Raw genomic sequence first — 25,972 nt, 5'->3', positions numbered from 1 at the left:
TGTGACCGAGGCGACACCGAGGAATCCAAAAAAACTTCTCTGAAGGGGTTGTATCTCCAGCCGAGGTTTGCGAGTCTCTAGGTGGCGCTCGGGACGGTCTGACAACGACCCCCTTGAGAGCCCGAATCTTCTACCTCACTCAGCGGGACCAGCACCAGTGAAGACTGGGCGGCGTCCCGTTGCCTGCGTAGGGATTCGTGAAAGCGTTCACATTCACAAGCAACGTGCTTGTCACACAAGGAGTTGGAGCAGCCATGGACTGGCGTCACCGCGCCGTTTGCCGCGAGGAAGACCCCGAGCTCTTCTTCCCCATCGGCAACACCGGTCCTGCGCTGCTGCAGATCGAGGAAGCCAAGGCCGTCTGCCGCCGCTGCCCCGTCATGGAGCAGTGCCTGCAGTGGGCGCTGGAGAGTGGCCAGGACGCCGGTGTCTGGGGTGGCCTCAGCGAGGACGAGCGCCGCGCGATGAAGCGCCGCGCCGCTCGCAACCGGGCCCGCAACGCCAGCGCCTGACGCGCACTTACCGCTTCCCCCCGAGCCGCAGCGCGCAGCACCCACCAACACGCGCAGCACACAGCATCATGAAGGACCCCGACCTTCCAGGTCGGGGTCCTTTGCTGTGCCCTCGCGGAGGAAGGGCGAACTCTCAGCTCTCCAGGGGCAGTTCGAGGACGACGCGGGTGCCGCGCGGCTCGGCGGGGACCATGTCGAAGGTGCCGCCCAGTTCGCCGACCACGAGGGTGCGGACGATCTGGAGGCCGAGGTTGCCCGCTTCCTGGGCGTCGAAGCCGTCGGGCAGGCCCCGGCCGTCGTCCTGCACCGAGATGGTGATCCGCTCCCGGCCGCGGGTGGCGGTGACGTCCACCGTGCCCGACTCCCCCGGCCCGAAGCCGTGTTCGAGCGCGTTCTGGAGCAGTTCGGTCAGGACCATGGACAGCGGAGTGGCGATCTCGGCGGTCAGGATGCCGAACCGGCCGGTGCGGCGCGGGGTGACCCGGCCGGGTGAGATCTCCGCGACCATCGACAGCACGCGGTCGGCGATCTCGTCGAACTCGACCCGCTCGTCCAGAGTCTGGGAGAGCGTCTCGTGCACGATGGCGATCGACCCGACCCGGCGGACCGCCTCCTCCAGCGCCTCACGGGCGTTGTCGGAGTCCATCCGGCGGGCCTGGAGGCGCAGCAGCGCGGCGACCGTCTGGAGGTTGTTCTTCACCCGGTGGTGGATCTCCCGGATGGTGGCGTCCTTGGTCATCAACTCGCGCTCGCGGCGGCGCAGTTCCGTCACGTCCCGCAGCAGCACCAGCGAACCGGTGTGGACGCCCTTGGGCTTGAGCGGGATCGCGCGCAGCTGGATGACGCCGTCGCCGCCCTCGACCTCGAATTCGCGCGGCGCCCAGCCGCTGGCGAGCTTCACCAGCGCCTCGTCCACCGGGCCGCGGGCCGGGGCCAGTTCCGCGGTGGCCTTGCCCAGGTGGTGGCCGACCAGGTCGGCCGCCAGGCCCAGCCGGTGGTACGCCGACAGGGCGTTGGGGCTGGCGTACTGCACGAGCCCGTCCGCGTCCAGCCTGATCAGGCCGTCACCGGCGCGCGGTGAGGCGTCCATGTCGACCTGCTCGGCCGGGAACGGGAAGGCGCCCTGGGCGATCATCTGGGCCAGGTCGCTGGCGCTCTGCAAGTAGGTGAGTTCGAGGCGACTGGGGGTGCGTACGGTCAGCAGGTTGGTGTTGCGCGCGATCACCCCGAGGACCCGGCCGTCGCGGCGGACCGGGATCGACTCGACCCGTACCGGCACCTCCTCGCGCCACTCCGGGTCGCCCTCGCGGACGATACGGCCCTCGTCGAGCGCCATGTCCAGCAGCGGACGCCGCCCGCGCGGCACCAGGTGGCCGACCATGTCGTCCTGGTACGAGGTCGGCCCGGTGTTCGGCCGCATCTGCGCGACGGACACATACCGGGTGCCGTCGCGGGTGGGGACCCACAGCACGAGATCGGCGAAGGACAGGTCGGAGAGCAGCTGCCACTCCGAGACGAGCAGATGAAGCCATTCGAGGTCGGAGTCGTCGAGGGCAGTGTGCTCGCGTACGAGGTCGTTCATGGAGGGCACGCCTGTGAGCGTACCGGCCGGGGAGGGGGGTGCGGGACGAGCCGTTTTCGGAGATGATTTCGCTGGAGGGTGCATCGACCCGCCGGGGGCCTGGCGAGGAAGCGTCGCCGGGAACCGTAGACAAGGCCGAATGGTCTAGTCCACAATGAAGCGTGACACCACGCGTGGCGCGTACCGCGCGTCGAACGTGACACCTCGTGTGTCGCGTACACGCGTGGCATCAGACCTCCGTCCTCCCCGCACAGGAGGACGGACCGAGGCAAGGCGTTCTCTGCCCTGACTACGCCCTGACCTCAAGGTCGGCCCATCGCGCCGGGGGGAACCGCACACCCCGCCGGCCAGGCGCCGACGGCTGCTCCGGGCTGCGGTGCCGGCGGGGTTGAGGGTCCCCGCTGCGCACCGCGGCCCGTGGGTTTTTCGGGGGGCTCTTTTGTGGGCGGGGGGCTCTTTTGTGGGGGCGCCGTGGGGTGGGAGCCGTCTTTTGTGGGGGCGCCGTAATTCCCTTTTTATTGCCGCCCTCTCGCCTCCGGGCGCTTAAGCCCGGTGTCGACAGTCGATCGTGCTCGTTCGCTCGTTCCTCGCTCTCTGTGCGCGTTCTCCCTTTCAACACCGGCGCGCCCTTCGGCTCGCTGGCTACCGGCGCACCCACCTCGCGCACACGTGGCCCAGGGGCTCAGCGCCACGCGCAGCCGCACCCGAGCGGTGGCGGGCAGAGGTGCCCCGGCGCAGCGCCGACGGGGCCCTGCTCTGCTAGATTGGTCTATACCACACAAGTCCCCTCCAGAACGGCAGGCCCAGCGTGGAAGTTGTCATCGTCCCGGACGCCGCGGCAGGCGGCGAGCTGATCGCGGAGGCCATGGCCGCGCTGCTGCGCCGCAAGCCGGACGCTCTGCTCGGCGTGGCCACCGGATCCACCCCGCTGCCCATCTACGAGGCGCTGGCGGCGAAGGTCCGCTCGGGCGCCGTCGACGCGGCCCGTGCCCGCGTCTGCCAGCTCGACGAGTACGTCGGCCTGCCCACCGGCCACCCGGAGTCGTACCGCTCGGTCGTGCTGCGGGAGGTCGTGGAGCCGCTGGGGCTGTCGGAGAAGTCCTTCATGGGGCCCGACGGGGCCGCCGACGACGTGCAGGCCGCCTGCGAGGCGTACGACGCGGCGCTGGCCGCGGCCGGCGGCGTCGACCTCCAGCTCCTGGGGATCGGCACCGACGGGCACATCGGCTTCAACGAGCCCTGTTCGTCGCTCGCCTCCAGGACCCGGATCAAGACGCTCACCGAGCAGACTAGGGTCGACAACGCCCGCTTCTTCGACGGCGACATCGAGCAGGTGCCGCACCACGTGATCACGCAGGGCATCGGCACCATCCTGGAGGCCCGGCACCTGGTGCTGCTCGCCACCGGCGAGGGCAAGGCGGAGGCCGTCGCGCAGACCGTCGAGGGGCCCGTCGCCGCCGTCGTTCCCGCCTCGGCGCTCCAGCTCCACCCGCACGCCACCGTGGTCGTGGACGAGGCCGCCGCCTCCAAGCTGAAGCTGGCCCCGTACTTCCGCGCCACCTTCGCGGCCAAGCCCGCCTGGCAGGGCGTCTAGGGCCTGCCCGGCGGAACGCGAAAGAGCGCCGGACGGACTGATCGCAGTCCGTCCGGCGCTCTGTCGTGTCAGACGGAGCCCGCGTCAGACGGAGCCCACGATGGCCTCGGCGGCGGCCGTGCCGCAGACGCGCGCCGCGCCGTGGGTGGCGATGTGGAGAGCGCCGGTGGCGGGCGCCTGGGGCACGCCCATCTCCACGACGACCGTGCTTGGGCGGCGGGAGACGACCGCCGCGAGCGCCTCGGACATCCAGCGGTGCCGGTGGGCGTCGCGGACGACGACGACGATCGTACGGTCGCCGGCCTCGTCGAGGAGTCCGGCGGCGAACGCCTCGGCGCCCAGCTCCTCCACCTCGCGGCCGGGGTAGGTGCCCGTGACCGTGCCCGGCAGGAGCCTGGCGAGGTCGGCGGCGATGCCCCAGGGGGTCACGTCGCCGACCGCGATGTTGGCGACCGGCGTGAGGGCGGCGACGTAGGGCGCCTCGGTGAGCGGGGTGAACTCGGCGCGGCGGGTGATCCGCAGGGCGCGGCGGGCCGCCTCCAGGCCGATGTCGGACTCCCCTGCCGGGGCGGCGGACGCGGTCCCCTCCGCTGCGGCCGCCCGCTCGGCGGCCCACACCTGGAGGTCGCGCACCCGGGCGGCGGCGTCGGCCAGCCGCTCGGCGGGGAGGTCGCCCTCGCGCACCGCGCGCACGATGGCGTCGCGGAGGCCGAGCACGGTCTGCTCGTCGGACAGGCCGCCGCCGACGCAGATCGCGTCGGCCCCGGCGGCCAGCGCCATGACGGTGCCGCGTTCGATGCCGTACGCGGCGGAGATGGCCTGCATCTCGATGCCGTCGGTGACGATGAGGCCGTCGTAGCCGAGGCCGCCCTGCTCGCGCGGGGCGCGCAGCAGGCCGGTGAGGACGGCGGAGCTGAGCGTGCCCGGCAGGTCGGGGTCGAGGGCCGGGACGAGGATGTGAGCGCTCATCACGGCCTTGGTGCCGGCGGCGACGGCCGCCTTGAACGGCACGAGTTCGCGGTCGCGCAGGGTGTCGAGGTCGACGTCGATGCGCGGCATCGCGTGGTGCGAGTCGACGCCGGTGTCGCCGTGGCCGGGGAAGTGCTTGACGCTGGTCGCGACGCCCGCCGACTGCATTCCCTCCACGTAGGCGGCGGTGTTGCGCGCGACCAGTTCGGGCTCGGCGCCGAAGGAGCGGACGCCGATGACCGGGTTGCCGGGGTCGGAGTTGACGTCGGCGGACGGCGCCCAGTTGAGGTTGACGCCGCACGCGGCGAGCCTGCGGCCGAGTTCGGCGGCGACGGCCCGGGTGAGCTTGACGTCGTCGACGGCGCCGAGCGCGAGGTTGCCGGGGAAGGAGGAGCCGCCGCGCGCTTCGAGGCGGGTGACGTCGCCGCCCTCCTCGTCGGCGGCCACGAGCACGTCGGGCCGTACCGCGCGCAACTGGGCGGTGAGCCGGGCGACTTGCTCGGGCGACTCGATGTTGCGGGAGAACAGCGCGACCGCGCCGAGCCCTTCGGCGAGCAGCCGCAGCACCCAGTCGGGGGCCTCGGTGCCGCGGAAGCCGGGCTGGAGGACGGTGAGGGCGTCGCGGGCCAGGACGTCCGCGGGCGTGTCGACGGTAATGACGGTCATCCCTTCACCGCGCCTGCGGTCAGGCCGGAGGCCACCTTGCGCTGGACGAACAGGAAGAAGATCACGACGGGCAGGGCGATCAGGATCGAGCCCGCCATGAGGGCCCCGTAGTCCGTACCGCGCTGTCCGGTGAACTTCAGCAGCCAGATGCTCAACGTGTACTTGTCATTGTCCTGGAGAAGTACGTAGGCGAACAGGTACTCGTTCCAGGCGGTCATCAGCGCGTAGATCGACGCGGCGACCAGGCCGGGCGCGAGCAGCGGGAGGACGACGCGGCGGAACGCCTCCATCTGGCTGCACCCGTCGACCATCGCCGACTCCTCGAGCTCCTTGGGGATGTTGACGATGAAGCCGCGCAGCATCCATACGGCGAAGGGCAGGGTGCTCGCCGCGTAGACGACGATGACGCCCCAGTACTGGTTGAGGCCGCCCATCTTGTTGAGCTGGATGTAGATCGGGATCAGCATCGAGGTGGCCGGGATGAGCTGGATCACCAGCAGCGCGATGACCAGGCCGCGGCGGCCCCAGAACTTGAACCGGCCGATGGCGTACGCCGCGAGCAGGCCGATGCCGATGGCGATCACGACGCTGCACGCCGAGATGATCACGCTGCTCTTGACGTTGTCCCAGAAGTTGGGCATGTCCATCGCGCGCTTGAACTGGTTGAACGTGACGGAGCTGGGATAGAGCTTCTGGTGGTAGCTGAGGATCTCCTGGCTCGGGCGGAGCGCGGTGATGACCATCCAGTACACCGGGAAGCCCATGATGACGGTGACGATCAGGCCGAGCACGTTCCAGCCGTTGCGCTTCTTCTTCGGAGTGCGGTAGACGACTCCGGCCGTGGGGCCCTGGGTCGCGGGGCCGCTCTTGACAGCGGTGCTCACTCGACCTCTCCGATCTTCAGAAGCTGGCGCAGGTAGTAGACGGCGACACCCGACAGCAGCAGGACGGAGACCACGGAGATGGCCGCGCCCCGGCTGAAGGAGTTGGAGATGAACGCCTGGGTGTACGCGTACAGGCCGAGCGTCTGGTAGTCCTGCTCGGGCTGGCCGCCGCGCATCAGCAGGATCTGGCCGAGCACGCCGAAGTCCCAGATCACCGACAGGGTGCTGGTCATCACGAAGACCGGCTTGATGATCGGGAAGGTGACGTAGCGGAAGATGCCGAAGCCCTTGGCGCCGTCGATCCGCGCGGCCTCCTCCAGTTCCTTGGGGACCTGGGTGAGCGCCGCGTGCAGGCTGATGGCGATGAAGGGGATGGCGCCCCAGACGACCAGGACGGCGATGATCGCCATGCCGGTGGTCGGGTTGAGGAACCAGTTGTGCCGGGTGTAGTCGACGCCGGGCAGCCGGGTGAGGAGCTGGTTCACCAGGCCGTAGTCGGAGTCGAACATGAACTTGAAGACCGAGGTGGCGACCAGCAGCGGCATCGCCCACACGGCGATCATCACGCTGCTCATGGTGACCCGGACCCAGTTGGAGACCCGTTGCATCAGCAGCGCGATCAGCAGGCCGAGCGACATGGTGGCGACGACGCAGACGACGACGAAGACCACGGTGCGCAGCACCACGGCCCAGAACTCGCTGTCGCCGAGGATCGAGCTGTACTGGTCGAAGCCGACCCAGGGCGCCGCGACGCCGTTCCAGAGGTTGTTGCGGCGCTCGTCCTGGAAGGACAGCACGATGGTGTCGACGAGCGGGTAGCCCAGCACGCCGATCATGATCAGCAGCGCCGGAGCGATCAGCAGATACGGCAGCGATCTGCTCTGCCGGTTGCGCCCGGCGGCGCGGCCCGCTGTCGTGGCGACCGGACCGGTCGAGCGCGGCGGCGGGATCTGCGGGCGGCCCCCCGTCACCGGCTCGGTGGCATGCGTGTCGGCGGCACTCATCCGCTCTGACCTTTCTTCGGTGTCCATGCCGGGATACCGGGGCGGGCGGCCCGCGACCGCGGACCGCCCTCCCCTGGTGACGACCGCCGTGTCAGGAGGCGGTGTTGATCAGCGAGTTGATCTTGTCGTCGGCGGCCTTGGTGGCGTCGGCGACGGACTTGCCCTTGAGGATGTCGAGCAGCATCGACTTGAGGATGCCCTGCTTCTCGATCGCGGCCCAGCCCGGTGCGATCGGCGTGAACCAGGCGTCCGGCACGGCGTTGGCCGCGGCGGCGGTGGCCGGGTCGGCCTTCATCGGCTCGAGCTGCTTGGTGTTGTTCGGCAGCGTCGCCTTGGTGACCAGCGCGGCTTCGTTCTTCTCGTCGGTGAAGTCCGCGATCCACTCCTTGGCGAGGTCCTTCACCTTGGACTTGTTGACCACGGCGAGGTCGGAGCCGCCGATGAAGGAGGGCAGCGCCTTGCCGTTCGGGCCGGGCATCGTGGCCGTCTTGATGACGTCCTTGAGCTTGGCGTTGCCGTTCGGCGGCGTGATGACCGAGCCGGACTCCCAGCCGTTGCCGTAGATGACGCCGGCCTTCTCGTGGGCCATGACGTTGGCGTGGTCCGCCTCGTCCTTGGTCTGGTCGCCGTGGTTGTACTTCTTCACCAGGTCGATGAAGTGCTGGATGCCCTGCTGCGCCTGCGGGCTCTCCAGGTCGGCGGTCCACTTGCTGCCGTCGGTCTTGGCGATCTGGCCGCCGTACGCCTTCACGTACGACATGGCCGCGTACCAGTACTGGCCGGGGAGGTAGAGCGGCGAGTACGTCTTGTCGCCGCCCTTCTTCGCCTCGATCTTGTCCAGGGCGGCGGTCAGCTCGTCCTCGGTGGCGGGGAAGGCGTCGGAGCCCGTACCGGCCTTGAAGTCGGCGGTGTTGTAGATCGCGACGCGGGCACCGGCGTAGTAGGGCGCGCAGTAGAGCTTGCCCTGGTAGGTGCAGGTGTCCTCGAGGCCCTTGATCCAGGTGTCCGAGTTCTGGAAGGTCTTCTTGTCCAGCTCGGCGAGAGCGCCGTTGAGGATGTACGTCTGGGTCTCGGTGTTGCCCAGCTCGACCACGTCGGGGGCGCTGGAACCGGAGAGCGCGGCGTCCAGCTTCTGGACCTTGTCGCTCCACTGCTGGTACTGGATCTTGACGTTGACCTTCGGGTACTTCGCCTTGAACTGGGCGGTGGTGTTCTGTACCAGCTCGGGCCAGGCGGTCTGCGCCTCGGCCATCAGCCAGACGGTCACCGTGCCGGTCTGGTCGGCCGGCTTCTCAGCGGCCTTGTCGTCCTTCTTGTCCGACCCACAGGCCGCAATACCAGCAATCATGGTCGCGACGCCGATCGCCGCGATGAGCTTGCGCTTCACGCCACCCTCCTCAGGATGCCCGAAACTCCCCCCACCACCCGAAATGTCGGCTACCGCGAGACACGTGTGCAGCCGCGTCCTGCTCGTGGGTCTGGGATTTGGTCGTTAATGGTTTAGACCAGTACCCGGAGCTTGGCCTAGACCTTTGGGGGTGTCAAGGGTGTATAAGAACCCATGTCGGCTCTGTTATCGGACCGACACCTGAGCGGGAAGCGACCACTACCGCCTCCCCGCTCCAGGTCAGGCCGTGCCACGATGTGAGCCGCATATAACGGAGGAGCCGGTGACGGCAGCACGACAGCAGTCGGGAGTAGACGTCATGGACAGCGACGCGGGCAGTGGCGCGGAGAGTACGGCGGGGACCGCGAGCACCGCGGGCCGTACCGCACGCGTGCCCAAGTACTACCGGCTCAAGCGGCATCTTCTGGACATCACCCAGACCATGCCCCCCGGCACGCCCGTACCGCCGGAGCGCACGCTGGCCACCGAGTTCGACACCTCGCGCACCACGGTCCGCCAGGCGCTCCAGGAACTCGTGGTCGAGGGCCGGCTCGAACGCATCCAGGGCAAAGGCACCTTCGTCGCCAAGCCGAAGGTCTCCCAGGCGCTCCAACTGACCTCGTACACCGAGGACATGCGCGCCCAGGGTCTCGAACCCACGTCCCAGCTCCTGGACATCGGCTACATCACCGCCGACGACCGGCTCGCCGGGCTGCTCGACATGAAGGCCGGCGGCCGGGTGTTGCGGATCGAGCGGCTGCGGCTGGCCAACAGCGAGCCGATGGCGATCGAGACGACGCACCTGTCGGCCAAGCGCTTCCCCGCGCTGCGCCGCAGCCTCGCCAAGTACACGTCCCTTTACACGGCGTTGGCCGAGGTCTACGACGTGCGGCTGGCCGAGGCGGAGGAGACCATCGAGACCTCGCTGGCCACCCCGCGCGAGGCCGGACTGCTCGGCACCGACGTCGGCCTGCCGATGCTGATGCTCTCCCGGCACTCGATCGACACCGTCGGCGAACCGGTCGAGTGGGTGCGCTCGGTCTACCGCGGCGACCGCTACAAGTTCGTGGCACGACTGAGCCGCCCCACCGACTGAGACCGCCGGTTTGACTTCTCACGAGTGAGATCGCCGCACACATGGTGACGTGCGCTACTCCCCTCCCCTAGATTCCCGCGAGTCACACTCGTAGCTCTAGGGGACGGGAGCCGCACGTATGCCCGACGACCTATCACTTGAGGAACACCCCGCGCCGCCGCGGCGGCCGGTGGTCACCGCGTCGCGCGTGATCGCCGGGATATGCCTGGTCGCGCCCTTCGTGGCGCTGCTCTGGGTCGGCTCGTACTCGCGGCTCACCCCGAGGTTCATCGGCATCCCGTTCTTCTACTGGTACCAGATGGCGTGGGTGCCGGCGGCGGCGCTGCTGACGTACACCGCGTACGTCCTGGTGCGCCGCGAGGAGCGGGCGCGCAAGGGGGGTGCGGGCAAGTGACGAACGACGTGAACGGCGTGGCGCTCGGCGTCTGCGTCTTCTTCTTCCTCCTGGTCACGGTGATGGGCTTCCTCGCCGCCCGCTGGCGACGCGCGGAGAACGCCCTGCACCTGGACGAATGGGGCCTGGGCGGCCGGAGTTTCGGCACCTGGGTGACCTGGTTCCTGCTCGGCGGCGACCTCTACACCGCGTACACCTTCGTCGCCGTGCCCGCCGCGATCTACTCCGCGGGCGCCGCCGGATTCTTCGCGGTCCCGTACACGATCATCACCTACCCGCTGGTGTTCCTCTTCCTGCCGCGGCTGTGGTCGGTCTCGCACAAGCACGGGTACGTGACCTCGTCGGACTTCATCCGCGGCCGGTTCGGGTCGAAGAGCCTGTCGGTCGCGATGGCGCTCACCGGGATCGTCGCGACCATGCCGTACATCGCGCTCCAACTCGTCGGCATCCAGGCCGTGCTGGACGTGATGGGCGTGGGCGGCGGCGACTCCACCAACTGGTTCGTCAAGGACCTGCCGCTGCTGATCGCCTTCGGTGTGCTGGCCGCGTACACGTACTCCTCGGGGCTGCGCGCGCCCGCGCTGATCGCCTTCGTCAAGGACGCGCTGATCTACATCGTCATCGTGGTCGCGATCATCTACATCCCGTACAAACTGGGCGGGTTCGGCGACATCTTCGACAAGGCGGACGCGGTCTACAAGGTGACCAACCCCGCCACCGGCAAGCCGCGCGGCTCACTGGTGTCCGCGCCGCAGGCCCAATGGGCGTACGCCACGCTCGCGATGGGCTCGGCGATGGCGCTCTTCCTGTACCCGCACTCGGTGACGGCCGTGCTCTCCGGCAAGAGCCGCAACACCATCCGCCGCAACACCACGATCCTGCCGCTGTATTCGCTGATGCTCGGCCTGCTGGCGATGCTCGGCTTCATGGCGCTGGCGGCGGGCGTCGGAAAGGGCGTCAAGGGGTACAACGCCCAACTGGCCATCCCCCAGCTCTTCGAGGACATGTTCCCCTCCTGGTTCGCCGGGGTGGCCTTCGCCGCCATCGCCATCGGCGCGCTGGTCCCGGCGGCGATCATGTCGATCGCGGCGGCCAACCTGTTCACCCGCAACATCTACAAGGACCTGTTCAAACCGGACGCCACCCCCGCGCAGGAGACCAAGGTCTCCAAGGCCGCGTCCCTGGTGGTCAAGGTCGGCGCGCTCGTCTTCGTGCTGTCGATGGACAAGACGGTCGCGATCAACTTCCAGCTCCTGGGCGGCATCTGGATTCTCCAGACCGTCCCGGCCATCGTCGGCGGCCTGTTCACCCGCTGGTTCCACCGCTGGGCGCTGCTGGCCGGCTGGGCGGCGGGCATGGCGTACGGCACGTGGAAGGCGTACGAGCAGACCAGCGCCAGCCAGTCGCACTTCGGCGGCAACTCCGCGAAGATCCCCGGCATCGGCGAGCTCGGCTACATCGGCCTCACCGCCTTCGTCCTGAACGCGGCGGTCGCGGTCATCCTCACCCTGTTCCTGCGCGCCCTCAAGGCCCCCGACGGCGTGGACGAGACGGCGAAGGGCGACTACGTGGTGGAGGCGGAGGAGGCGGCGAAGGAGGCGGTTCCCGCACCGGCGTAGAGCGCGAGGGGGCGGGTCCCGGGGGCGCGAGGCCGCGTTGTGGTGCGCGGCCCGCGCCTTGGGGACCCGCGCCTCAGCGCGAGGCGAAAGTGCGCCGGTACCCCTGCGGCGTGGTCCCCGTCCAGCGGGCGAAGTGATGCCGCATGGTCGCCGCGTTCCCGAACCCCGCGCGGAGCGCGACGGCGTCCATGGTGTGGTCGGTGGCCTCCAGCAACTCCCGTGCCAGCAGCACCCGTTGACCCAGCAGCCAGCGGTACGGGGTGGTGCCGGTCTCCTGCTGGAAACGGCGGGCGAAGGTGCGCGGCGACATGTGGGCGCGGGCGGCCAGCTCCTCGACGGTCACCTCGCGGTCCAGGTGCCGTTCCATCCAGGACAGCACCCCGGCCACGGTGTCGCTCTGCCCGCGCGGCAGCGGCCGGTCCACGTACTGCGCCTGGCCGCCCTCGCGGTGCGGCGGCACCACCATGCGGCGGGCGATGCCGTTGGCGACGGCGCTGCCCTGCTCCTTGCGCACCAGGTGCAGGCAGGCGTCGATGCCGGAGGCCGTACCGGCCGAGGTGATCACCCCCGCGTCGTCCACGTACAGCACGTCGGACTCGACCTTGATCTGCGGGTACCGGCTCGCGAGGCGTTCCGCGTGCCGCCAGTGCGTGGCGCAGCGCCGGTCGTCGAGCATGCCGGAGGCGGCCAGCACGAAGACGCCCGAGCACACGCTGAGCACCGTCGCGCCGCGCTCCACGGCCCGGTTGAGCGCCGTGAGCACCTGCGGCGGGAAGTCCCGGTCGATGTACGAGTCCCCGGCCGGTACGGCGATCAGGTCCGCCTCGTCCAGCCGGTCCATGTCGCAGGAGGCCGACAGCTCGAACCCGGCGTGCGTGCGCAGCGTCGGGCCCTCGCCGGAGATCACCGCGAAGTCGTACACGGGCAGCCCGTCCTCGCTGCGGTCGAGGCCGAACACCTCGCAGATCACCCCGAGTTCGAAGGGGTGGACACCGTCGAGCAGTACCGCGGCCACGTTCTTCAGCATGCTCCCGAGGATGCCACGTGGCAGGATGTCGCGGTAGTACGGCGGTCCTGCCACTGTTCGCGGGTAAGCGGCGCGAGCACGATTGACCCATGACCGTTCTCCTGGACATCGCAGCCCTCTCCGCTCTCCTCCTCATCCTCTCCTTCGTCCCCGTCCTGGGCCTGCGCGCCGAGGCCAGGATCACCCGCCAGATCCGCGCGGCCGACGCCGCCCGCGAGGCCGAGGCGACACGCCGGGCGCACGCGAGACGCGCCGCGCGCGCGGACCGCGAACCAGGCCGCGAACCGGCCCTCACAGCGGTCGCGGCCCCGCGGATCTGAGGGCGCCGGAGGGAATAAAATCCCCTCCGGCGCTTGCGCGCCGACCTCGGCGACCCGCCCTCACGACACAACATCTGGGCTTCCACGCGAACCGCGGCACTACATGTATGCTCAACTTCGCTGTCGAGCAGGGGAAGCCGGTGCGAATCCGGCGCTGCCCCGCAACGGTGAGCGGGCGTACGCCCGCACAGCCCGAGGACCTGCCGCCAGCGCGCCCGTAGCGCCCACAAGCGACGGGCGCAGTTGTGTCCGGGCCTCGCGGATTGGGCCGGCGGACGCGTCGCGGCACGCCCATGCCTGAGCAGGGGTGCGCCTCCGCACGCGTACCCGCTCCTCCCGCCTGGCCGTCGCCGCGTTCGAGGGAGAGAGCACCACCGTGACCATCGCGCCCGCAGACCCCGCTTCAGCCGAACTCCGCACCGTCGCCCCCCGGATTCCCTCGGCTCCCCCCTCCGGACCTCTCCCCGGACCTCCCGCCGGTCCCGACGAGGGCCCGGGCGCGGACCTGCTGCGTACGCTGGTGCGGCTCACCGCCGACCTGACCGACACCGACCCCGGCCGGGTCGCCGCCGCCGCGCTGCGCGGCCGTAACGCCGCCTCCGACGCGGCCGAGATGCACAGCCTGGCCACCGAGGCGGCGGCCGGGCTGATCTCCGAGGACCCGGCGTACTCGCGGCTGGCCGCCCGGCTGCTGACCTCGACCATCGCCGAAGAGGCCGCGGGCCAGGGTGCGGTGTCGTTCTCCGCGTCCGTCTCGGTCGGGCACCGCGAGGGCCTGATCGCCGACCGCACGGCCGCCTTCGTGGCCCTGCACAAGCCCCGGCTCGACGCGCTGGTGGACGAGGCGCTGGCCGCCGGCGCGGACGACCGCTTCGGCTACTTCGGCCTGCGCACCCTGCACAGCCGCTACCTGCTGCGGCACCCCATCACCCGTCAGGTGATCGAGACCCCGCAGCACTTCATGCTCCGCGTGGCCTGCGGTCTCGCCGAGGACGACTCGGTGCGCGCCGCCGAGGAAGTCGCCTCGCTCTACCGGCTGATGAGCGCGCTGGACTACCTGCCCAGCTCCCCCACCCTGTTCAACTCCGGCACCCGGCACCCGCAGATGTCCTCCTGCTACCTGCTGGACTCGCCGCTGGACGAGCTGGACTCGATCTACGACCGCTACCACCAGGTGGCGCGGCTGTCGAAGCACGCGGGCGGGATCGGCCTGTCCTACTCCCGGATCCGCTCGCGCGGTTCGCTGATCCGCGGCACCAACGGCCACTCCAACGGCATCGTGCCGTTCCTGAAGACGCTGGACGCGTCGGTGGCCGCGGTCAACCAGGGCGGCCGTCGCAAGGGCGCCGCGGCGGTCTACCTGGAGACCTGGCACTCCGACATCGAGGAGTTCCTCGAACTGCGCGACAACACCGGTGAGGACGCGCGCCGCACCCACAATCTGAACCTGGCGCACTGGATCCCGGACGAGTTCATGCGCCGCGTGGAGACCGACGCCGACTGGTCGCTGTTCTCGCCGTCCGACGTGCCGGAGCTGGTCGACCTGTGGGGCGACGACTTCGACGCCGCGTACCGCAGGGCCGAGGCCAAGGGCCTGGCACAGCGCACGATCCCGGCGCGCGAGCTGTACGGCCGGATGATGCGGACCCTCGCGCAGACCGGCAACGGCTGGATCACCTTCAAGGACGCCTCGAACCGTACGGCCAACCAGACGGCGGAGCCCGGCCGTACGGTGCACTCCTCGAATCTGTGCACCGAGATCCTTGAGGTCACCGACGACGGCGAGACCGCGGTGTGCAACCTGGGTTCGGTGAACCTGGGCGCCTTCGCCACCCCGGGGGGCGGCGCGGGCGGCGAGATGGACTGGGAGCGGCTCGACGAGACCGTCAGGACCGCGGTGACCTTCCTCGACCGGGTCGTGGACATCAACTTCTACCCGACCGAGCAGGCGGGCCGCTCCAACGCCAAGTGGCGCCCGGTGGGCCTGGGCGTGATGGGTCTTCAGGATGTCTTCTTCAAGTTGCGGCTGCCCTTCGACTCGGCCGCGGCGCGCGAGCTGTCCACCCGGATCGCCGAGCGGATCATGCTCGCCGCGTACGAGGCGTCCTGCGACCTCGCCGAGCGGCAGGGCCCGCTGCCCGCCTGGGACAAGACCCGTACCGCCCGCGGTGTGCTGCACCCCGACCACTACGCGACCGAGCTGAACTGGCCGGAGCGCTGGACGGCGCTGCGCGCCCGGATCGCGGCCACCGGCATGCGCAATTCGCTGCTGCTGGCCATCGCGCCGACCGCGACCATCGCGTCCATCGCCGGTGTCTACGAGTGCATCGAGCCGCAGGTCTCCAACCTCTTCAAGCGCGAGACGCTGTCGGGTGAGTTCCTCCAGGTCAACTCGTACCTGGTCGCCGACCTCAAGCGGCTCGGCGTGTGGGACGCGCAGTCCCGCGAGGCGCTGCGCGAGGCCAACGGCTCGGTGAACGGCTTCAGTTGGATTCCGGCCGAGATCCGCGAGCTGTACCGCACGGCGTGGGAGATCCCGCAGCGCGGCCTGATCGACATGGCGGCGGCGCGTACGCCGTTCCTCGACCAGAGCCAGTCGCTGAACCTGTTCCTGGAGACGCCCACCATCGGCAAGCTCAGCTCGATGTACGCGTACGCCTGGAAGCAGGGCCTGAAGACGACGTACTACCTGCGGTCCCGGCCCGCGACCCGGATCGCCCGCGCGGCCCGCGCCCAGCAGCAGACGGCCGCCACCCCCGTCCCCGTACCGGTGATCGCCGACGCCGACGCGATCGCCTGCTCCCTTGAGAACCCCGAGTCCTGCGAGGCCTGCCAGTAATGACGTCCACCGACAAGAATCTGCTCGACCCGGGCTTCGAGCTGACCCTGCGTCCGATGCGCTACCCGGATTTCTACGAGCGCTACCGCGACGCGATCAAGAACACCTGGACCGTGGAGGAGGTCGACCTCCACTCCGACGTGTCCGACCTCGCCAAGCTCAGCCCCGCCGAGCAGCACATGATCGGCCGTCTGGTCGCGTTCTTCGCGACCGGTGACTCGATCGTCTCCAACAACCTGGTGCTCACGCTCTACAAGCACATCAACTCCCCCGAGGCGCGGCTGTACCTGTCCCGCCAGCTCTTCGAGGAGGCCGTGCACGTCCAGTTCTATCTGACGCTGCTCGACACCTACCTGCCCGATCCCGAGGACCGGGCGGCGGCCTTCGACGCGGTCGAGGAGATCCCCTCGATCCGCGAGAAGGCGCAGTTCTGCTTCCGCTGGATGGACTCGGTCGAGAAGATCGACCGCCTGGAGTCCAAGGCCGACCGCCGGCGCTTCCTGCTCAACCTGATCTGCTTCGCCGCGTGCATCGAGGGCCTGTTCTTCTACGGCGCCTTCGCGTACGTCTACTGGTTCCGCTCGCGCGGCCTGCTGCACGGGCTCGCGACCGGCACCAACTGGGTGTTCCGCGACGAGACCATGCACATGAGCTTCGCCTTCGACGTGGTCGACACCGTCCGCAAGGAGGAGCCGGACCTCTTCGACGAGCAGTTGCGGCAGCAGGTCACCGACATGCTGCGCGAAGCCGTCGAGGCCGAGCTCCAGTTCGGCCGCGACCTGTGCGGCGACGGCCTGCCCGGCATGAACACCGAGTCCATGCGCGCCTACCTGGAGTGCGTCGCCGACCAGCGCCTCGCCCGCCTCGGCTTCCCCCCGGTCTACGGCTCGGAGAACCCCTTCTCCTTCATGGAGTTGCAGGGCGTCCAGGAGCTGACGAACTTCTTCGAGCGCCGCCCGTCCGCCTACCAGGTCGCGGTGGAGGGCAGCTTCGCCCTGGACGAGGACTTCTAGACCCCGGGTTGGAACGGTCAACGGCGAAAGGGGCGGCGGAAGGCGATGAGCCTTCCGCCGCCCCTTTCCCGTCGGGCGGGCGCGCGGGGCGGGTCAGTCGTTGGGGACCGTCTCGAACTTCGGGGTGGCCTCGGCCATTTGCTTCATGACGTCTTTGCGGTCGCGCTTGGAGAGACGGTCGATGTAGAGGCGGCCGTAGAGGTGGTCGGTCTCGTGCTGGAGGCAGCGGGCGAAGTAGCCGCTGCCGTGGACGACGATCGGCTCGCCCTTGGCGTTCTGGCCGCGCACCACCGCGTAGTCGGGGCGGGCCAGTTCCATGTAGGCGCCGGGGACGGACAGGCAGCCCTCGTTGGAGTCGTCCAGGCGGCGCCGGTCGGCGGGCAGTTCGTCCAGGACGGGGTTGCAGACGACGCCGACGTGCCGGTTGTCGTCGTCGTCCGGGCAGTCGTAGACGAAGACCTTGAGGTCGACGCCGATCTGGTTGGCGGCCAGGCCCACGCCCTCGGCGGCGCGCTGGCTGGCGAACATGTCGGCGATCAGCGCGTCCAGGTCGTCGTCGAAGGACGTGACGTCCTTGCACTCCCGGTGCAGCACCGGGTTGCCGACCACGGTGATCGGGCGGACGGTGCCGCGCTCGCGGTACGCCAGTTCGCGCGCCTGCGCGTCGGTCACGTCGTCGAGGAAGCCTTCGGTGGCCGCGTCGTGGCTGTGCGCGTGGTCGTGGTCATGCCCGTGGTGGTGCTGGTGACCGTGGCCGTGCTCGGTGTGCTGCTGGGACATCTGCGCCGTACGCCTTCCGCGAACCCGTAAACGAACCCCCCTAGGGTACGGGCCCGCGCACGACGGTGTTCCCCACACCTCGTGGTTCGTCGCACCTCGCCGTTCGGGGCACGGGGTTCAGGGCGTGCGGTTCAGCAGACCTCTTCGAGGTCCCGCCAGTCCCGGGTGTCCGGGCTGTCGGCGACCCAGCCGTCGAGCAGGCCGCGGACCAGGGACGCGGGGGCGGCGATCCCGCACTCGCGCTCCGGCGACCAGCGCACACCCGCGCTGTGGTGGCTGAGGTGGCCGGGGTGACCGGGCTCACCGTGGTCGTGCGGGTCGCGCGTGGCCATCGAGCCGTCGTCGGTGGGCATCCGGCTCTCCGAACAGGTGCGGCACAGCAGCCGGACGGACGACGACCAGTCCTCGGCCGCGTATCCGGCCTCCGCCGCCAGCCGCTCCAGCGCGTCGCGGTCGGCGGCCGTGTCCGCTTCGAGGAGCACCAGCCAGGTCGGCACCGGGGACGGCGCCCACAGCTCGATCTCGTCGAAGACGGGGTAGACCGCGCCGCCCGCGGTGTCGGCGGTGGCGCGCTCGCCGTGCGGGACGCCGTCGTGCAGCACGACCTCGCCCCAGCGGCGCCCGGACGACGGCAGCGGGATGGAGAGCACCTCGACCCGCGCCGGGTCGAGCCTGCGGCCCCACACGACCTCGGCCTCGCCCTCGGGCGACAGCCGTACGGCGGCGCTGCCCAGCGGCAGCCGTACCGACTCCTCGCCGTTGTGACTCGCGGTGCCCGCGGGCATCCGCAGGCCGTACGCCTGCCAGGCGCGGCGGGCCAGCGGCCAGTCCTGCACGGCGGTGGCGGCGATGCCCAGGTTCCACCAGTCGGGGGAGCCGACCGGGCGGTCGAGCAGCGCCACCGCGCGCAGCCCGGCGATCCGGGCCTGCGCCCAGTCGTGCCGGAACTTGTGCAGCAGCGCGAGGTTGTACCAGGACTCCGACAGCCACGGCTCCAGATCGGCGGCTCGGGTCAGCAGCGCTCCGGCGTCCTCGTAACGGCCGTCGCCGATCAGCGAGAACGCCCGGTCAGTGGCCTGCCGCCACGTGGGCGACGGCCGGTGCCGCACTCTTCCGAAGATGTTCAACGTCGTTACCCGCCTGCCCGCTCAGCCGATCACTGCCAGGACGTCGCCTTCCCGCACCACTACGATCGCGTCCCCCCGTACGACTCCAACCTTGCACATTTTGGCCGTTGTCTCAGCCCGGCCGTCGCCCCCGTCCCCCGGGGCCGGCGACCCGGTCCGTGCGGTCCGCGGCTCCCCGGTGAGCGCGCTTCCTCACTCGACACCCTTGCCACTCCCGTGGGCATCCAACCATGCCCAGGTGGGGCGCCGTGCGAGCACCCTGGTGAGTGCCGCCACCACCTGCGGATCGTACTCACGTGCGGTCGCCAACCGCAGCCGCTCGACCGCCGCGAGCCGGTGGTCGAGGGCCGCGCCCGGCTCCCCCGTCAGGTCCTCGTAGGCGTTGACGGCCCGGACGATCCGGCCCGCCAACGGCTGCTCCCGGTACGGGTGCGCCTGCCGCTCCACGATCAGCGCCACCTCGGCCGGGGCGCCGGTCTGCCGCACCACCTCGCCGCCGAGCGCGGCGATGGCGCGCCGCCGCTCGCCGTCCAGCGGCTCCGTCGCCCCGCGCGGCACCGGGTCGACCAGCGAGAGCTGGCCGATGTCGTGCATCAGCGCCGCGTACTCCAGCAGCATCAGGTGGCGGGCGGGCAGGCCCAGCTCCCTGCCGACCGCCGTCGCCAGCTCGCTCACCCGCCGCGCGTGCCCCTCCGGTGTGTACCCGGCCACCTCGGTGGCCCGCGCCAGCGACCCGATCGTCTGCCGGTACGTGGCCCGCACCGCCGCCTGGCCCCGCAGCGACATCTGCGCCAGCAGCAGCGGCGCCGCGGCCATCGGCAGCGCCCACAGCCCGGCCGTCGCGACCGCCAGCGCCATCACCACACCGCCCGCGCACACCGCGCTGGCCATTCCCGCCAGTGCCCGCACCTCGTCGCGCAGCGCCGGGGCGTACGGGTGGCCGGTCCTGGCCGCGCCCAGGGCCGCCGCCAGCGCCGCGTCGCACAGCGCCGTCAGGCCGAGGACCGCCAGGAGTGCGGCGGCGTACGCGGGGCCTTCGCCTCCCGCGAAGGGTTGGGCGCACACCCCGGCGAAGGTCGCTGCCGCGAGCCGCCGCACCTCACCGTCCCCCTTGGCCCCCGGCCCCCCATACCGCCCCGAACCCGGGCGCCCCTCCCCAGGAGGGTCCGCCCCGTAGGGGCGCGGGGAACTGCGCGGCCCGCCCCCACCGGCCGGTGGTCCGGAGACCACCGAACTGCCCCGCCGGGGCGGGTGGTGACCTGCGGGAGCGTCGTGGCTGAGCGCGCAGTTCCCCGCGCCCCTACGGGGCACCCACCTGCGCAAAGGGCCCTCACCCGCCGCGGCCCTGGAGGGCACAGCCCCATCGCGGCCGGCCGCGCCCACGCGGCGGCAGCCGCACATCAGACGCAGCCCCGCGCCCCTACGGGGCAGCCACCTGCGCAAGGGACCCGCGGCCGCCGCGGCCCTGGAGGGCACCCACCTGCGCAAAGGGCCCTCACCCGCCGCGGCCCTGGGGGGCAGCCACCTGCGCAAGGGACCCGCGTTCGCCGCGGTCCTGGGGGGTGCCCACCTGGGTGAGGGGGGCGGGGCGGGGGCGGCTGCGTGGCGGGGGCGGGGGCGGCTCAGGGTCAGCGGGACGGCGGCCGCGAGGGCGGAGACGGCCACGGTTTGGGCGAGGCCGTGGCGGCCCGGTGCCAGGAGGGCGTAGGCGAGAGCCGTCGCCGTGGCGAGAGGCGCGGTGTCGCGGTCGACGCCGAAGGCGAGAGGGGCGAGAGGGGCGAGGGGGGCGGGAAGGCGGAAGGTGACGCCCACGGCGATGACGGCGGCGAAGGCGAGGGCGGTGCCGGGCGCGGAGAGGCCGGTGAGGGCGGTGCGGGCGACGGCCGCGGCCGTCAGGGTGAGGGCGGCGCCGTACACGCCCCGGACGAGCCGGGCACTCATCGCGGCACCGGCGCGGAGACGGCGGCCGGAAGAAGCAGCGGGCCCCGCCCGGCGGTGGTGGCGCCGACCGGCCCCGAGGCGGCCACCGGCCAGGAGTGGTGCGCCAGCGCACGCGTCAGGGCGGCGACCATCGCCGGGTCGAAGTGCGTACCGGCGCAGGCGTGGAGTTCGTCGAGCGCGGCGCGAACCGGCCGGGCGCGCCGGTAGGAGCGGGTGGACGTCATGGCGTCGAAGGCGTCCGCGACGGCGACCACGCGGGCGAATTCCGGGATCTGGTCGCCCGCGAGCCCGTGCGGGTAGCCGCTGCCGTCGAGGCGTTCGTGGTGGTGCAGGATCGCGTCCCGCGCCTCGCCGAGGAAGGCGATGCCGCGGACCATCTCGTGCCCGTACTCCGGGTGCAGCTCGACCACCCGCCGCTCGGCCGGGGTCAGCGGCCCGTTCTTGCGCAACAGGCGGGTGGGGACGCCGAGTTTGCCGATGTCGTGCAGGATTCCGGCGAACCGCAGGGCGTCGACGCGGGGTTCGGGCATGCCCAGCTCGCGGGCGATGAACACCGAGGCGCGGCCCACGCGTTCACTGTGCCCGCGCGTGTAGTGGTCCTTGATTTCGACGGCCTGGACGAGCGCGCGCACGGTCGCCCGGTGGGCGTCGCGCTCCCGGCGGGCGCGGGCGAATCCCCAGCAGGCCGCGTACATCGGCAGCGGTACGAGCACCGCGGCGAAGGCGCCGTAGCGGGCCTGCCACAGAACGGCGGTCATGAGGGCGACGAGGCCGTAGGTCAGGTGCGGGGCGAGGGCGCCGAGCAGCGGGGCGCCCCAGGCCGCGCGCGGTGTGCGGCCCTCGGCGGTGACCAGGACGGCGCCGGTGAGCGCGGTGGCGGTGACGCAGAGGACGAGCGCGGCGACGGTCGCGGGCAGCAGCGCGTACGGCAGGTCGGCGGCGGCCAGCGCGCGGGGGCCGTCGAGCAGCCGGGCGGCGAGCGCGGCGGCCCAGACGGCGACGGCCAGGTGGGCGGCGCGCCACAGCCGCCGTACGCGGCGCGGCTCCTGCTCCACGCGGCCCGCGAGCGAGCCGGGGACGGCCACCAGCGCGGCGGCGGCCGGGGGCAGCAGCAGGGCGGCGGCCAGCAGGACGGGCAGGAACGGGCCGACGGCGGCGGGCGGGTGGCGGCCCGCGGCGCGGTCGGGGAGCACGCCGGGCTCGCACAGCGCGTACAGGGCGGCGAGTACGGCGACGGTCCCCCACGCGGTGGCGGGCCGCAGGGCGGGCGCGGCGCACAGCGTCCCGGCGGCGCACACGGCGGCCACGGTGACCCGTGCGGGTGTCGGCATGGCGGACACGAGAGGCGGCCTCCTCCGTACGCGAACGTGCGCGAACGCGCGGCGGGCGCGGCCCGATCGGCTCCCGGCCCGTTGAGAGTCAGGAGGATAGGGCCGCGCCCGTCGTGGAAGAGGCGTTTGCCGGGGTTGGGCCGTCCGTGGGACCCGACGCTCACCCGCACGGGTGACGTGAGGCGTATGCGCCCTCGTCCGAACGCCCGAACCCCGTCCACAAGCGCAACGGGGTACGAGCCGGGACGAAGGGGTGCCGGGGGGTGTCCCGGCGTTGGCCGACGGCGGCGGGGAAGCCCTGGCGCGCCCGGCGGTGGAGACAGGAGCTAGCGGGCCTCGGCCTCGGTCGGGGTGGCGAGGATGTCGGGCGCCTGGTCCGGGACCGGGGCGACCTCACCGGAGCGGATCAGCTCGATCCGCATCATGACCTTCGAACGGAGGTCGGTCGGCACGTCGTCGGAGCCGCAGCACCGCTTGACGAGCTTCTTGACGGCCTGTTCGAGGCCGTACTTCTCCAGGCACGGGTGGCACTCGTCGAAGTGCTCCTTGAACTTGGCGCAGCTCTCGTCGGGCATCTCGTTGTCGAGGTACTCGTAGAGGTGGCCGAGCACCTCCGAGCAGTCCGTCTCATGTGCGTCGCCGCAACTCATGAATCCGCGCCCTTCTCATCCGCCGCGCCCGCGGGTACAAGACCGCGGTCCCGCGCATAGTCCTCCAGCAGCTCACGCAACTGGCGACGCCCGCGGTGCAGCCGGGACATCACTGTGCCGATGGGTGTTCCCATGATGTCCGCGATCTCCTTGTAGGCAAAGCCCTCGACGTCCGCGAGGTAGACCGCGATGCGGAACTCCTCGGGGATCGTCTGCAACGCCGCCTTCACGTCGGAGTCGGGCAGGTGGTCGAGCGCCTGGGACTCCGCGGAGCGCAGGCCGGTCGACATATGGGATTCGGCTCGTGCGAGCTGCCAGTCCTCGATCTCCTCCGAGCCGCTGCGCAGCGGTTCGCGCTGCTTCTTGCGGTAGGAGTTGATGAAGCTGTTGGTGAGAATGCGGTAGAGCCACGCCTTGAGGTTGGTGCCCTCACGGAACTGGTGGAAGGAGGCGTACGCCTTCGCGTACGTCTCCTGGACGAGGTCTTCCGCGTCGGCCGGATTGCGGGTCATCCGCAGCGCGGCCGAGTACATCTGGTCGAGGAAGCCAAGGGCGTCCCGCTCGAAGCGCTCGGTGCGCTCCGCGCTGCTCTCCTGTGCTGCCTCACCGGACGCACTCGCGTTTTCCGCCGTGCTGTCGTCGGTGCCGGTGACCGCACCCACCTCCTCAGAAACGTCAGCGCGCCCAAAAGCGGCCACGCCTGTTCCGGAGGATATCCCGCTGGAGATCGACGTGCCGGATGCGCCCTTGCCGTCGTCCTTGACCGGCCATTCGGCCCAGTTCAGGTAGGGCGCGGCTGCGTCCGGTCGCGCGGTGGCCTGTGCGGCCTCTGCGCGGGACCGGCAAGCGGCTGAAACCATGCGGCTGCCTCTCTCACAGATCTCACGGATTGCTTCGTCAATGCGGGATCGAATCGTTCTGCCGATTCGCACAACACCGGTATCGCGCGGCTCATTCCCGGTGGCACAGGGGGCGCGCGGGCGGATCGCGCGGAAGTCGCACGGCGGTGGTCCGGAGTCCGCGCCGGGGTCGTACGGCAAACGTGCTTGCCGGTATGGCAAAATCGGCGCATGGCGGAGAAAGCACCCAAGGGCACGGACGACGGCGTCGAGCGCACTCTGGCCGAGGTCGGGCCGCGGTTGCGGGCGGCGCGGCTGGAGCGCGGGGTGACGCTGGCCGCGCTGGCGGAGGCGACCGGGATCTCGGTGAGCACCTTGTCGCGGCTGGAGTCGGGGCAGCGGCGCGCCACGCTCGAACTGCTGCTGCCGCTGGCCCGCGCGCACCAGATGCCGCTGGACGAACTGGTGGGCGCGCCCGAGGTCGGCGACCCGCGGGTGCGCACGGTGCCGCGCAAGATGGACCACATGACGGTGCTGCCGCTGACTCGGCACCCCGGCGCGCTCCAGGCGTACAAGATGATCATCGAGCCGAACAAGCCCTGTGAGCAGCGCACCCACGAGGGCTACGAGTGGATCTACGTGCTCTCCGGGCGGCTGCGGCTGCTGCTCGCCGACAAGGATCTGGAGCTGCGGGCGGGCGAGGCAGCCGAGTTCGACACCCGGCTGCCGCACTGGTTCGGGCCCGCGGGGGACGAGACCGTCGAGGTGCTCAGCCTTTTCGGCCGCCAGGGCGAGCGGATGCATGTCCGAGCCCGGCCAGCCAGTCGCTGACGGCCCCGGTCAGCACGGCCAGCGCCGCGTCCTGCGTCAACTCCGCGCGCTTGGGTACGGCGAACGAGTGATCGCCGTACGGCACCTCGACCGGTTCGTACCCGGCGGGGAACTCCGCGGGCCGCCCGAAGGTGTCGTTGCCGCCCTGCACGATCAGCAGCGGCCCGGCCGCGGCGCCCAGGTCCAGCTCGGCCGCGCGGGACTTCTCCGGCTTCCCCGGCGGGTGCAGCGGGAAGGACAGCGCGAGGACGGCCGCGGCGCCCAGCTCCTTCGCCGTACGGCAGGCCACCCGGGCGCCGGCGCTGCGTCCGCCCGCGACCACCGGCAGCCCCGGCTCCGCCAGCGCGGGCCATACCGCCGTCCACCCGGTGTCCAGCGTCTTGGGCGCGGGCGCCAGCTTCTTGCCCGCCACCCGCCAGGGCTGCTCGACCAGTGCCACGGTCACGCCGTGCGTGGGCAGCGCCGCCGCGAGCGCGGCCAGGTCGCGGGCCTCGATGCCGCCGCCCGCGCCGTGGCCGAGCGCGAGGACCGCGCGGGCGGCGCGGGCGCGGTGCCAGGTGACGCGGGCCTCGCCCGCGGGGGTGCCGACCGTTTCCACCGACCGCTCGGGGGACGGGGACGCTGTGTGTGCTGCGCGTGCTGTCATCAGAACAGCGTCTCCTCCTCGGGTGCCTCCAGCTCCGTCAGCAGCTCCGGTCCGTTGTTCTTCACACTGCTCACACCGGTGCCGACCGGATAGGCGCGCATCAGGCCGCCGGGCGGCGGGGCGAGCAGGGCGCCGAGCGCGTCGGGGTCGGTGGTGGCCGGGTCGAGCCAGGCGTTCCAGCGGTCGGGGGTCATCATCAGCGGCATCCGGGGGTGGATGTCGGTGAGCGAGCGCGGGCCCTCGCCCGCGTATCCGGCCAGGGTGTCGGTCTCGGCCGCCGTGGTGATCACCGTGCAGGTGGCCCACCAGGCCATCGGGTGGTCGTCGGGCAGCGTCCGGTCGCGCCAGAACTCGTACAGCCCGGCCATCGCCATCACCGAGCCGTCGGCGGGCGTCACGAAATACGGCTGTTTGCGGGACCGCTTCTTCCTGCCCTGCTCCTCCAGCGCGCGCTCCTCGGGCGCCGTCACCCACTCGTAATAGCCGTCGGCGGGTATCAGGCAGCGCCGGGCGGTGAGCGCGCGGCGGAAGGACGGCTTCTCGTGCACCGTCTCGGCCCGCGCGTTGATCAGCTTGGCCGCTCCTTCCGGCGACTTGGCCCACGACGGGACCAGGCCCCAGCGCAGCACGCGCAACTGTCTGACCGGTTCCGGGGAACCGGAGTCGCGCACGGGACGGTCAAGCACCGCGTAGACGTCCTTCGTCGGCGCGACGTTCCAATCGGGGGCGATGGTCTCGGTGGGGTCCCACTTACGGACTTCGAAGAGTCCTGCGAGATCCTCTGGTTTCCGGCTCGCCGCATATCGACCGCACATAGGTGCCAGACTGCCACGACCGTGGACCCGAACGGCCCACAGTCCGCCCTTTCGCAAGCCCCCGGCACTCCCCTCCGCAGCCCCCTAGTAGCAAGGACTGGCCACG

General features: G+C 71.2%; 23 protein-coding genes and 1 riboswitch. Of the genes, 9 read left to right on the top strand and 14 right to left on the bottom strand.

Going from position 1 to position 25,972, the window contains the following annotated elements:
* Window positions 1-254: 254 nt before the first annotated feature.
* The gene (locus ACFZAM_RS09775; protein WP_031520293.1) at window positions 255-512 is read left to right on the top strand and encodes a WhiB family transcriptional regulator; all 258 of its coding nucleotides are present in this window, start codon (window positions 255-257) and stop codon (window positions 510-512) included.
* 133 nt (window positions 513-645) lie between these two features.
* Here ACFZAM_RS09775 and ACFZAM_RS09770 read toward each other — a convergent pair whose 3' ends face one another.
* A complete protein-coding gene (locus tag ACFZAM_RS09770) occupies window positions 646-2,094 on the bottom strand; it encodes a histidine kinase N-terminal domain-containing protein (protein ID WP_355347416.1) in 1,449 nt (482 codons plus the stop codon).
* A gap of 808 nt (window positions 2,095-2,902) precedes the next feature.
* Here ACFZAM_RS09770 and nagB point away from each other — a divergent pair.
* Window positions 2,903-3,688, top strand: coding sequence for a glucosamine-6-phosphate deaminase (gene nagB, locus ACFZAM_RS09765; protein WP_355347302.1), 786 nt, complete (start codon window positions 2,903-2,905; stop codon window positions 3,686-3,688).
* An 84-nt stretch (window positions 3,689-3,772) separates the two neighbouring features.
* Here the strand turns inward: nagB and ACFZAM_RS09760 are convergent, their stop codons facing one another.
* The 4 genes from ACFZAM_RS09760 to ACFZAM_RS09745 form a co-directional block, all read right to left on the bottom strand.
* Window positions 3,773-5,323: a glycoside hydrolase family 3 protein gene (locus ACFZAM_RS09760; RefSeq protein ID WP_355347305.1), complete on the bottom strand. Its 1,551-nt coding sequence runs from the start codon at window positions 5,321-5,323 to the stop codon at window positions 3,773-3,775.
* A complete protein-coding gene (locus ACFZAM_RS09755) occupies window positions 5,320-6,207 on the bottom strand; it encodes an ABC transporter permease subunit (protein ID WP_391044377.1) in 888 nt (295 codons plus the stop codon). The genes ACFZAM_RS09760 and ACFZAM_RS09755 overlap by 4 nt, the downstream gene beginning before the upstream one ends.
* A complete protein-coding gene (locus tag ACFZAM_RS09750) occupies window positions 6,204-7,211 on the bottom strand; it encodes a sugar ABC transporter permease (protein ID WP_355347308.1) in 1,008 nt (335 codons plus the stop codon). The genes ACFZAM_RS09755 and ACFZAM_RS09750 overlap by 4 nt, the downstream gene beginning before the upstream one ends.
* A 91-nt stretch (window positions 7,212-7,302) precedes the next feature.
* Entirely contained in the window at window positions 7,303-8,598 is a 1,296-nt protein-coding gene (locus ACFZAM_RS09745) for an extracellular solute-binding protein (RefSeq protein WP_355347311.1), read from the bottom strand.
* A gap of 319 nt (window positions 8,599-8,917) precedes the next feature.
* Here ACFZAM_RS09745 and ACFZAM_RS09740 point away from each other — a divergent pair, with 319 nt between their 5' ends.
* From ACFZAM_RS09740 to mctP, 3 genes are all read left to right on the top strand, one after another.
* On the top strand, window positions 8,918-9,694 hold the full coding sequence (locus ACFZAM_RS09740) for a GntR family transcriptional regulator (RefSeq protein WP_355347422.1): 777 nt from the start codon (window positions 8,918-8,920) through the stop codon (window positions 9,692-9,694).
* Between the two features lie 118 nt (window positions 9,695-9,812).
* The gene (locus tag ACFZAM_RS09735; RefSeq protein WP_355347314.1) at window positions 9,813-10,088 is read left to right on the top strand and encodes a DUF3311 domain-containing protein; all 276 of its coding nucleotides are present in this window, start codon (window positions 9,813-9,815) and stop codon (window positions 10,086-10,088) included.
* Window positions 10,085-11,707, top strand: a complete 1,623-nt coding sequence (gene mctP, locus ACFZAM_RS09730) for a monocarboxylate uptake permease MctP (RefSeq protein WP_391044373.1) — start codon at window positions 10,085-10,087, stop codon at window positions 11,705-11,707. The genes ACFZAM_RS09735 and mctP overlap by 4 nt, the downstream gene beginning before the upstream one ends.
* A gap of 73 nt (window positions 11,708-11,780) precedes the next feature.
* On the opposite strand, the gene ACFZAM_RS09725 is transcribed toward mctP, so the two are convergent.
* On the bottom strand, window positions 11,781-12,734 hold the full coding sequence (locus ACFZAM_RS09725; RefSeq protein ID WP_355347320.1) for a helix-turn-helix domain-containing protein: 954 nt from the start codon (window positions 12,732-12,734) through the stop codon (window positions 11,781-11,783).
* Between the two features lie 89 nt (window positions 12,735-12,823).
* Here ACFZAM_RS09725 and ACFZAM_RS09720 point away from each other — a divergent pair, with 89 nt between their 5' ends.
* The 3 genes from ACFZAM_RS09720 to ACFZAM_RS09710 all read left to right on the top strand — a co-directional run bounded on the left by ACFZAM_RS09720 (window position 12,824) and on the right by ACFZAM_RS09710 (window position 16,906).
* The gene (locus tag ACFZAM_RS09720) at window positions 12,824-13,054 is read left to right on the top strand and encodes a hypothetical protein (RefSeq protein ID WP_391044369.1); all 231 of its coding nucleotides are present in this window, start codon (window positions 12,824-12,826) and stop codon (window positions 13,052-13,054) included.
* A 77-nt stretch (window positions 13,055-13,131) separates the two neighbouring features.
* A riboswitch (cobalamin riboswitch) is annotated at window positions 13,132-13,277 on the top strand.
* A gap of 210 nt (window positions 13,278-13,487) precedes the next feature.
* Window positions 13,488-15,893, top strand: coding sequence for a ribonucleoside-diphosphate reductase subunit alpha (locus tag ACFZAM_RS09715; RefSeq protein WP_391044805.1), 2,406 nt, complete (start codon window positions 13,488-13,490; stop codon window positions 15,891-15,893).
* Window positions 15,893-16,906, top strand: coding sequence for a ribonucleotide-diphosphate reductase subunit beta (locus ACFZAM_RS09710; protein WP_355347326.1), 1,014 nt, complete (start codon window positions 15,893-15,895; stop codon window positions 16,904-16,906). Before ACFZAM_RS09715 ends, ACFZAM_RS09710 begins: the two co-directional genes overlap by 1 nt.
* A 93-nt stretch (window positions 16,907-16,999) precedes the next feature.
* On the opposite strand, the gene def is transcribed toward ACFZAM_RS09710, so the two are convergent.
* The 6 genes from def to ACFZAM_RS09680 all read right to left on the bottom strand — a co-directional run bounded on the left by def (window position 17,000) and on the right by ACFZAM_RS09680 (window position 23,397).
* On the bottom strand, window positions 17,000-17,686 hold the full coding sequence (gene def / locus ACFZAM_RS09705) for a peptide deformylase (protein ID WP_355347329.1): 687 nt from the start codon (window positions 17,684-17,686) through the stop codon (window positions 17,000-17,002).
* Between the two features lie 131 nt (window positions 17,687-17,817).
* On the bottom strand, window positions 17,818-18,813 hold the full coding sequence (locus ACFZAM_RS09700) for a hypothetical protein (RefSeq protein WP_188283420.1): 996 nt from the start codon (window positions 18,811-18,813) through the stop codon (window positions 17,818-17,820).
* A gap of 192 nt (window positions 18,814-19,005) precedes the next feature.
* Window positions 19,006-20,214 carry an HD domain-containing protein gene (locus ACFZAM_RS09695; RefSeq protein WP_391044804.1) on the bottom strand — a complete coding sequence of 403 codons (1,209 nt, stop codon included), beginning with the start codon at window positions 20,212-20,214 and terminating at the stop codon, window positions 19,006-19,008.
* Window positions 20,215-20,750: 536 nt separating this feature from the next.
* Window positions 20,751-22,094 (bottom strand): HD domain-containing phosphohydrolase, encoded by a 1,344-nt coding sequence (locus ACFZAM_RS09690; RefSeq protein WP_391044364.1) that lies wholly within the window; start codon window positions 22,092-22,094, stop codon window positions 20,751-20,753.
* 317 nt (window positions 22,095-22,411) lie between these two features.
* Window positions 22,412-22,735 (bottom strand): mycothiol system anti-sigma-R factor, encoded by a 324-nt coding sequence (rsrA, locus tag ACFZAM_RS09685; RefSeq protein WP_355347335.1) that lies wholly within the window; start codon window positions 22,733-22,735, stop codon window positions 22,412-22,414.
* The gene (locus ACFZAM_RS09680; protein WP_391044361.1) at window positions 22,732-23,397 is read right to left on the bottom strand and encodes a sigma-70 family RNA polymerase sigma factor; all 666 of its coding nucleotides are present in this window, start codon (window positions 23,395-23,397) and stop codon (window positions 22,732-22,734) included. The genes rsrA and ACFZAM_RS09680 overlap by 4 nt, the downstream gene beginning before the upstream one ends.
* 408 nt (window positions 23,398-23,805) lie before the next feature.
* On the opposite strand from ACFZAM_RS09680, the gene ACFZAM_RS09675 reads away from it, so the two are divergent.
* Window positions 23,806-24,405 (top strand): helix-turn-helix domain-containing protein, encoded by a 600-nt coding sequence (locus ACFZAM_RS09675; protein ID WP_391044359.1) that lies wholly within the window; start codon window positions 23,806-23,808, stop codon window positions 24,403-24,405.
* Here ACFZAM_RS09675 and ACFZAM_RS09670 read toward each other — a convergent pair.
* Window positions 24,344-25,051: an alpha/beta family hydrolase gene (locus ACFZAM_RS09670; protein ID WP_391044354.1), complete on the bottom strand. Its 708-nt coding sequence runs from the start codon at window positions 25,049-25,051 to the stop codon at window positions 24,344-24,346. The genes ACFZAM_RS09675 and ACFZAM_RS09670 overlap by 62 nt on opposite strands.
* A complete protein-coding gene (locus tag ACFZAM_RS09665; protein ID WP_355347347.1) occupies window positions 25,051-25,866 on the bottom strand; it encodes an SOS response-associated peptidase in 816 nt (271 codons plus the stop codon). Before ACFZAM_RS09665 ends, ACFZAM_RS09670 begins: the two co-directional genes overlap by 1 nt.
* Window positions 25,867-25,972 lie beyond the last annotated feature (106 nt).

Origin of the sequence: Streptomyces sp. NPDC008079, assembly GCF_042957385.1 — a bacterium.
Lineage (GTDB): Bacteria > Actinomycetota > Actinomycetes > Streptomycetales > Streptomycetaceae > Actinacidiphila.
The sequence above is the reverse complement of the archived record's forward strand: the minus strand, read 5'-3'. Positions and strand labels throughout refer to the sequence as shown.

Coding starts and splice junctions, on each gene's coding strand:
- ACFZAM_RS09775 (WP_031520293.1), top strand. CDS start 255: ATGGACTGGCGTCACCGCGCCGTTTGCCGCGAGGAAGACCCCGAGCTC.
- ACFZAM_RS09750 (WP_355347308.1), bottom strand. CDS start 7,211: ATGAGTGCCGCCGACACGCATGCCACCGAGCCGGTGACGGGGGGCCGC.
- ACFZAM_RS09760 (WP_355347305.1), bottom strand. CDS start 5,323: ATGACCGTCATTACCGTCGACACGCCCGCGGACGTCCTGGCCCGCGAC.
- ACFZAM_RS09720 (WP_391044369.1), top strand. CDS start 12,824: ATGACCGTTCTCCTGGACATCGCAGCCCTCTCCGCTCTCCTCCTCATC.
- ACFZAM_RS09665 (WP_355347347.1), bottom strand. CDS start 25,866: ATGTGCGGTCGATATGCGGCGAGCCGGAAACCAGAGGATCTCGCAGGA.
- ACFZAM_RS09735 (WP_355347314.1), top strand. CDS start 9,813: ATGCCCGACGACCTATCACTTGAGGAACACCCCGCGCCGCCGCGGCGG.
- ACFZAM_RS09770 (WP_355347416.1), bottom strand. CDS start 2,094: ATGAACGACCTCGTACGCGAGCACACTGCCCTCGACGACTCCGACCTC.
- ACFZAM_RS09710 (WP_355347326.1), top strand. CDS start 15,893: ATGACGTCCACCGACAAGAATCTGCTCGACCCGGGCTTCGAGCTGACC.
- ACFZAM_RS09695 (WP_391044804.1), bottom strand. CDS start 20,214: ATGTGCGGCTGCCGCCGCGTGGGCGCGGCCGGCCGCGATGGGGCTGTG.
- ACFZAM_RS09725 (WP_355347320.1), bottom strand. CDS start 12,734: ATGCTGAAGAACGTGGCCGCGGTACTGCTCGACGGTGTCCACCCCTTC.
- rsrA (WP_355347335.1), bottom strand. CDS start 22,735: ATGAGTTGCGGCGACGCACATGAGACGGACTGCTCGGAGGTGCTCGGC.
- ACFZAM_RS09675 (WP_391044359.1), top strand. CDS start 23,806: ATGGCGGAGAAAGCACCCAAGGGCACGGACGACGGCGTCGAGCGCACT.
- ACFZAM_RS09670 (WP_391044354.1), bottom strand. CDS start 25,051: ATGACAGCACGCGCAGCACACACAGCGTCCCCGTCCCCCGAGCGGTCG.
- ACFZAM_RS09740 (WP_355347422.1), top strand. CDS start 8,918: ATGGACAGCGACGCGGGCAGTGGCGCGGAGAGTACGGCGGGGACCGCG.
- def (WP_355347329.1), bottom strand. CDS start 17,686: ATGTCCCAGCAGCACACCGAGCACGGCCACGGTCACCAGCACCACCAC.